Below are 5,587 nucleotides of genomic sequence, written 5' to 3' on the forward strand. Positions count from 1 at the left end.
TCAGCTCACCATGACAGCGGCAATCATCCCCACCAGGACCAGAACGATGCCGCTGATCAGCATCGGAACCAGGCTGCTGCCCGAGTATGGGTTCGCCTGCTCCTGCGCCAGCCTGGTATCGTTGATGACGGTTGCGACCGGTGAACGCTTCATCTGACATCTCCTGCGGTTTGATCTGCTTGACGCCTGAACCGTTCGCCGTTGCCGAGCATGACGCCCTGCGCGCCGGCGATGCCGAGTTCGAGGCTGGCGGCGATCCGCCGCGCCAGTTCGACAAAATGCGTTGCGGCAGCGGGGGGACAGACCTCGATGGCGGTCTCCTCGAACAGCTCGAGCCAGCGGTCGAAATGATCGGCATCGACCGGCAACGGCATGTGCTTGGCCATCGGCGTGCCGTGATAGCGGCCCGACATCAGCGCGACCGACGACCAGAAGGCGCACATCCGCTCCAGATGCGGTTCCCAATCCTGAATTCGGGCCTCGAATACCGGCGCCAGCACCGTATCGGTGCGGACCTTTGCGTAGAACGCGTGAACCAGCCGCTCGATCAACGGCTCGGTGATGCCGGTCCTGGCCACGATCTCCGCCGTGATCTTTTCGCGCCGTTCAGCTGTCGTCACAGCGGCTCTCCTTAAATAGGTATTTCAAATACCTATTTAAACCTGTAGGATCGGTTTGCAAGGCCTATTTCCCCGGGGATGCCATGAACCTGACGTTGTTTACGGATTTTGCGTTGCGCGCGCTGATGCGGCTGGCCGGCGAGCCGGCTCGGTCTTTCGCGACCAACGAAATCGCCGCCGAGTTCGGGATTTCGCGCAATCATCTGGCCAAGGTGGTGCGTGATCTCGCCGAAGGCGGATTCATCAATACCCAGCGCGGCGCCGGCGGCGGCTTCAGGCTGGCGCGGCCGCCGCAGGCGATCACGCTCGGCGAAGTGGTGCGGGCGCTGGAAGAGCGCCACGCGCTGGTCGAGTGTTTCCGCGGCGACGGCGGTAGTTGCGTGCTGCAGCCGCGCTGCCGCCTGAAGGCTCGTCTTGCCGCCGCGCGCGAAGCCTTCATGCGCGAACTCGATACCACCACGCTTGCGGAATGCGCCTACCCCGCCCGGGCCAGGCACAATACAGCGGCAAGTGCCGCATGAGCGTCCGATGAAACCTGTCGAATTCGAAAACGGCGCTGTCGAGATCGACGCATCGGTCATTGCCGAGGGACTGGGCCTTGCGCTGCCGCTGCTCCGGCAGCAGATGCGCGCGGGCCGGATCACCAGCCAGTCCGAGCGCGGGACCGACGCCGACAGCGGCCGCTATCGCCTGACCTTCTTCAGCGAACACCGGCGATTTCGCGTGGTGGTCGATGAAGGCGGCGCGATCCTGCAACGCTCGACGCTCAATTTCGGCGATTCACCGCTGCCGAAATCGCTGCGGAAGCCCGGCCGATGAGGACTTGTCATGGCCGGGCTTGACCCGGTCATCCACGTCTTTCTTCCTGCGAGTCTGCCAAGACGTGGATGCCCGGCACAAGGCCGGGCATGACGAGCTTTGCGAGAAGGCAGACCGCAGATTAGGCCGACGCGCGGCTTTGCTCGCGTGGCTTGCGGGCCTTCCGGGAAATCCCGGATTTCGCCGTCCGGCCCGCCGCGGATTTTGCGCCGTGGCCGTTCAGGAGCTTGCCATTGGCACGCGCCGACTTGCTCGGCTTCTTCTTGTCGGCCTTCGGCGCCTGCTTCGCGGCTTGCTTCAAGGCCTTGCGCTCGGCTTTTGCCTTGAGGCGGGCCTTTTCAGCCCTCGCCTCGGCGCGCTGCTTCTTGCGCTTCTTTTCGCAGGCGACGCATTTGCAGCCGATCGGCTTGATATATTCCTTGAAGTAGTCGGTGCCGTAATCGTAGTTGATCTCGTCGCCGGGCTCGATGTTTTTGATCGCGCGAATGATGACTTTGCGCTTGCGCGGCTTGACGTCGGATTCCGCGTTCGGCTTGCAGGCGTGGTTGATATAGCGCGCGATGTTCGTGCGCACCGAACCGTCGATGGTCCAGCGGTTGTTGAGCTCGAACAAATACTTGTTCTCGATCGCGTCGTCCTTCTCCTTCCTGGAATCCAAGAGCGGACCAAAATAGCGGACGATCCTGGCGCCCTTCTTGATCGGCTTGGTGGCGAAGAGGCCAAGCCCGGTGCGGGAACGGCCGACGCGGTAGGGTTTGTTCGACGGAATGGCAGGCATGATGAGTTTGAACTGACGCGCTATGAAGGGATTGCGAAGCCGCTGTTCTAGAGCGATTCCGGGCCAATGTCAGGCCTTTCGCGCATTTTGCCTGAACCTTCCCCAGATTGCGTACGTCGAACCGGCATGACCGGTTCCCCTGACATAGCGGGCAGATGATGCGTACTCTCGACCTGCGCCGGACCTCCCGCGCGAGCATCATGCGGGGAATGGTGCCGGCGGCGCTGTTCGGTGCCTGCTTCGGGCTGATTTCACCGGCCAACGCCCAAACTTTCAGCAGTAGCTACACCTCGACCGCCCCAAGGGATTGCCGCGTCACCAGCGCCGGCAACGGCGTCGACGATTCCACGATCCGGGTTTGCCCGGGCAAGGCCGGGCTCGTGGTGGTCATCAGCGAGGACGATCTGCGCGAAACGGTCTCGGTCGGCCGCAACCGCGCCGCGGCAGACAAGGAGCCGGCGGCGGAGACTCCCTTTGGGCCGTTCAACTCGACCACCGACACCGTGGAATGGCGGGCGCTGGACGGCAAACCCTTCGCGATCATCCAGCGCTGGCACATTTCCGACACTACCGACGAGGACAAGAACGGCCGTCCCATCGCAAAACCGTTGCTGGCGGTGACGCGGCTGCCGCCCGGCGCGGTGTGCCATGTCGCCTATGTCGACGTGAAGGCCAATCCGAATGCCAATGAGCTCGCCCGCAAGGCCGCCGACGACACCGCGCGAAGCTTCAAATGCGGCAAGGACGAAGTGCAGGTGATCGGCGAAAGCGGCCGCGCGGTCGAACTGGCGAAAAAGCGCTGATCAGGGTCCAGGCGGCCGGCTGACGGTCGAGCGCAGCATGGCATCCAGCAGGGTCTCGACATCGTTGCCCTTGGGCAGCCGCTTCAGGATGTCGTTGAGGCGGCCGTCGAGCAGCAGCGTGGTGAAGCCGTGGACCAGCGACCAGGCGCGTGCGATGGCCGCCGCGTGTTCCAGCGACAGCGCCTCGTCAGACGCCTGCTGCTGAAGGCTGACGCCGACCGCGCCGGCCAGCCCGGCGAACGAGGCGCTGGCGGCCTCGTGCAGCGAGGGCCGCGTCATGTCGAGCCGCTCGGTGCGGAACATCAGCCCGTACATGCCGGGATGCGCCTGCGCATAGGCGACATAGGCCTTGGCCCGCGCCAGCGCCTTGAACATCGGCGGGGCATCGATGGCGCCGGCCGCCGCCATCGCAAGGTTGAATTGCCGAAAGCCGATCGCGGCGAGTTCGCTGACGAGGCCGGTGAGGTCGCCGAAATGATGGGTGGGCGCGGCATGGGACACCCCGGCCTCGCGCGCCACCGCGCGCAGCGTCAAGCCGCCGAGCCCGTCCCGCTCCAGCACGGTCTCGGCGGCCTTGAGCAAGGCGTCGTGCAGATCGCCGTGATGATACGGCGTGGCTTCGCTGGCCTTGGCGTCACGAGTCTTGTCGTCACGAGTCCTGGCCTTGCGCGGCGGGGCTGGCTTGCGGCCGGCCCGGGCCGGCGCCGCGACTTTCGAATCGCGCCGAACAGCGCTCCGTCCAATACTGGGTGTTCTTGCCATCGGGGGTGTATAGGCCCTGATATTGACACTGTAAAGATTTTGCTTGACGGATACGGAACCTGGCCCTATCGATATCTTGACGATGTAAAGATAAAATCAGGGAGCGACCGATGCTTGACCAGGTGGAGACCAAGGCGGCCCGAAGCAATCTGGCGCCGATACCGATGGAATGCGACGCGCCGCATCTGAAAATCGTGGGCGAGCTGCCACGCGAGCTCAACGGCACGCTCTATCGCAACGGGCCCAATCCGCAGTTCGAAGCGCCGGGCGCGCACTGGTTTCTCGGCGACGGCATGCTGCACGCCTTCCATCTCGAGAACGGCCGCGCCAGCTACCGCAACCGCTGGGTCCGCACCCCGAAATGGCAGGCCGAGCACGACGCCGGCCGCGCGCTGTTCGGCGGCTTCGGCGGCCGCAAGCTGCCCGACGCCCCGGCCACCTCGTGCACCGACTCTGGCGTCGCCAACACCAACATCATATTTCATGGCGGACGGTTGCTGGCGCTGGAGGAAGGCCATCTGCCGACCGAGATCGAGCCCGGCACGCTCAATCGCCTCGGCTACTGCGACTATGGCAAGGCCATCGCCGGTCCCTTCACGGCCCATCCCAAGATCGATCCGGTCACCGGCGAGATGGTGTTCTTCGGCTACAATGCGGCGGGGCCGCTGACCCCTGCCCTCTCCTTTGGATCGGTCAATGTCGCGGGCGTGGTGACCCGCTTCGACCGTTTCGAGGCGCCCTATGCCAGCATGGTGCATGATTTTATCGTCACCGAAAATCACCTGCTGTTTCCGATCCTGCCCATTACCGGCAGCATGGAGCGCGCGATGCGCGGCAAGCCGGCTTACGCCTGGGAGCCGGAAAAGGGCGCCTATGTCGGCGTCATGAAGCGCAACGGTTCGGCCAAGGATCTGGTCTGGTTCCGCGCCGAGAGCTGCTACGTGTTCCACGTCATGAACGCCTGGGAGGAAGGCGACAGGATCATCGCCGACGTCATGCAGTTCGAGGAGGCGCCGCTGTTCACCCATCCGGACGGCTCGCCGACCGACCCCGCCAAATCCCGCGCGCGGCTGTGCCGCTGGACCTTCGACCTCGGCGGAAATACCGACCGCTTCAGCCAAACCTATCTGGACGACGTCACCGGCGAATTCCCGCGCATCGACGATCGCCGCGCCGGCCTGAAGAGCGCCCATGGCTGGTACGCCTGCGCCAACCACGATCTGCCGTTCATCGGCGCGCTCTCCGGCATCGTCCATGTCGACGGCAAGGGATCGCGGCTCGGCAACTACCTGCTGCCGGCCGGCGACACCATCTCCGAGCCGGTGTTCGTCGAGCGGGCCAAGGACGCCGCGGAAGGTGACGGCTGGCTGCTCGCCGCGGTCTGGCGCGCCCGCGAAAACCGCAGCGATCTCGCGGTATTCAACGCTACCGACGTCGATTCAGGCCCGGTCGCGCTGGTGCAGCTCGGCCATCGCGTTCCCGACGGAGTCCATGGCAATTGGGTGGGGGCGGCGTAAAGTTCACTCACGTCATTCCCCGATGTGCAATTGCACATCTGAGGGCGATGCGTAGCATCGAACCCGGAATCCAGAGATGATTGCGCTCGAGATTCCGGGTTCGCGCTCGCGCGCGCCCCGGAATGACATCGTATCGGGGGAATGCATCATGCAACTGCCATCCATTACAGCCGCCTATCTCGGCATACTGGCCCTGCTCTACCTCGTGCTCGGGCTACAGGTCTCGCGGCTGCGCCGCGGACACAGGGTGCTGTTCGGCGACGGCGACAACATCAAGCTGCGCAGCGC

The 5,587-nt window shown here is 64.5% G+C and carries 8 protein-coding genes; 4 read left to right on the plus strand and 4 right to left on the minus strand.

Annotation, left to right across the window (positions count from 1 at the left end; translation table 11 throughout):
- Both Q7U29_RS09420 and Q7U29_RS09425 read right to left on the minus strand, forming a co-directional pair.
- Positions 1 to 153, minus strand: a complete 153-nt coding sequence (locus Q7U29_RS09420) for a hypothetical protein (protein WP_304740709.1) — start codon at positions 151 to 153, stop codon at positions 1 to 3.
- Entirely contained in the window at positions 150 to 620 is a 471-nt protein-coding gene (locus Q7U29_RS09425; protein WP_304740711.1) for a group III truncated hemoglobin, read from the minus strand. Before Q7U29_RS09425 ends, Q7U29_RS09420 begins: the two co-directional genes overlap by 4 nt.
- 83 nt (positions 621 to 703) lie before the next feature.
- Between Q7U29_RS09425 and Q7U29_RS09430 the strand changes: the two genes are divergently transcribed.
- Positions 704 to 1,141 (plus strand): Rrf2 family transcriptional regulator, encoded by a 438-nt coding sequence (locus tag Q7U29_RS09430; RefSeq protein ID WP_304740713.1) that lies wholly within the window; start codon positions 704 to 706, stop codon positions 1,139 to 1,141.
- A gap of 7 nt (positions 1,142 to 1,148) precedes the next feature.
- Positions 1,149 to 1,439: a DUF6522 family protein gene (locus Q7U29_RS09435; RefSeq protein ID WP_304740715.1), complete on the plus strand. Its 291-nt coding sequence runs from the start codon at positions 1,149 to 1,151 to the stop codon at positions 1,437 to 1,439.
- 121 nt (positions 1,440 to 1,560) lie between these two features.
- On the opposite strand, the gene Q7U29_RS09440 is transcribed toward Q7U29_RS09435, so the two are convergent.
- The gene (locus Q7U29_RS09440; RefSeq protein WP_304740717.1) at positions 1,561 to 2,217 is read right to left on the minus strand and encodes an SET domain-containing protein; all 657 of its coding nucleotides are present in this window, start codon (positions 2,215 to 2,217) and stop codon (positions 1,561 to 1,563) included.
- Positions 2,218 to 2,426: 209 nt separating this feature from the next.
- Here Q7U29_RS09440 and Q7U29_RS09445 point away from each other — a divergent pair, with 209 nt between their 5' ends.
- Positions 2,427 to 3,020, plus strand: coding sequence for a hypothetical protein (locus Q7U29_RS09445; protein ID WP_304740723.1), 594 nt, complete (start codon positions 2,427 to 2,429; stop codon positions 3,018 to 3,020).
- On the opposite strand, the gene Q7U29_RS09450 is transcribed toward Q7U29_RS09445, so the two are convergent.
- On the minus strand, positions 3,021 to 3,764 hold the full coding sequence (locus tag Q7U29_RS09450; protein WP_370691721.1) for a TetR/AcrR family transcriptional regulator: 744 nt from the start codon (positions 3,762 to 3,764) through the stop codon (positions 3,021 to 3,023).
- Between the two features lie 128 nt (positions 3,765 to 3,892).
- Here Q7U29_RS09450 and Q7U29_RS09455 point away from each other — a divergent pair, with 128 nt between their 5' ends.
- Positions 3,893 to 5,299 carry a carotenoid oxygenase family protein gene (locus tag Q7U29_RS09455; protein ID WP_304740721.1) on the plus strand — a complete coding sequence of 469 codons (1,407 nt, stop codon included), beginning with the start codon at positions 3,893 to 3,895 and terminating at the stop codon, positions 5,297 to 5,299.
- Positions 5,300 to 5,587 lie beyond the last annotated feature (288 nt).

Source organism: Bradyrhizobium sp. (genome assembly GCF_030654605.1).
Taxonomy (GTDB): Bacteria; Pseudomonadota; Alphaproteobacteria; order Rhizobiales; family Xanthobacteraceae; genus Bradyrhizobium.

What these genes read in the sequence shown, in the direction of transcription:
- Q7U29_RS09420 (WP_304740709.1), bottom strand. Translation starts at nt 153, where the DNA reads ATGAAGCGTTCACCGGTCGCAACCGTCATCAACGATACCAGGCTGGCG.
- Q7U29_RS09455 (WP_304740721.1), top strand. Translation starts at nt 3,893, where the DNA reads ATGCTTGACCAGGTGGAGACCAAGGCGGCCCGAAGCAATCTGGCGCCG.
- Q7U29_RS09445 (WP_304740723.1), top strand. Translation starts at nt 2,427, where the DNA reads ATGGTGCCGGCGGCGCTGTTCGGTGCCTGCTTCGGGCTGATTTCACCG.
- Q7U29_RS09435 (WP_304740715.1), top strand. Translation starts at nt 1,149, where the DNA reads ATGAAACCTGTCGAATTCGAAAACGGCGCTGTCGAGATCGACGCATCG.
- Q7U29_RS09440 (WP_304740717.1), bottom strand. Translation starts at nt 2,217, where the DNA reads ATGCCTGCCATTCCGTCGAACAAACCCTACCGCGTCGGCCGTTCCCGC.
- Q7U29_RS09430 (WP_304740713.1), top strand. Translation starts at nt 704, where the DNA reads ATGAACCTGACGTTGTTTACGGATTTTGCGTTGCGCGCGCTGATGCGG.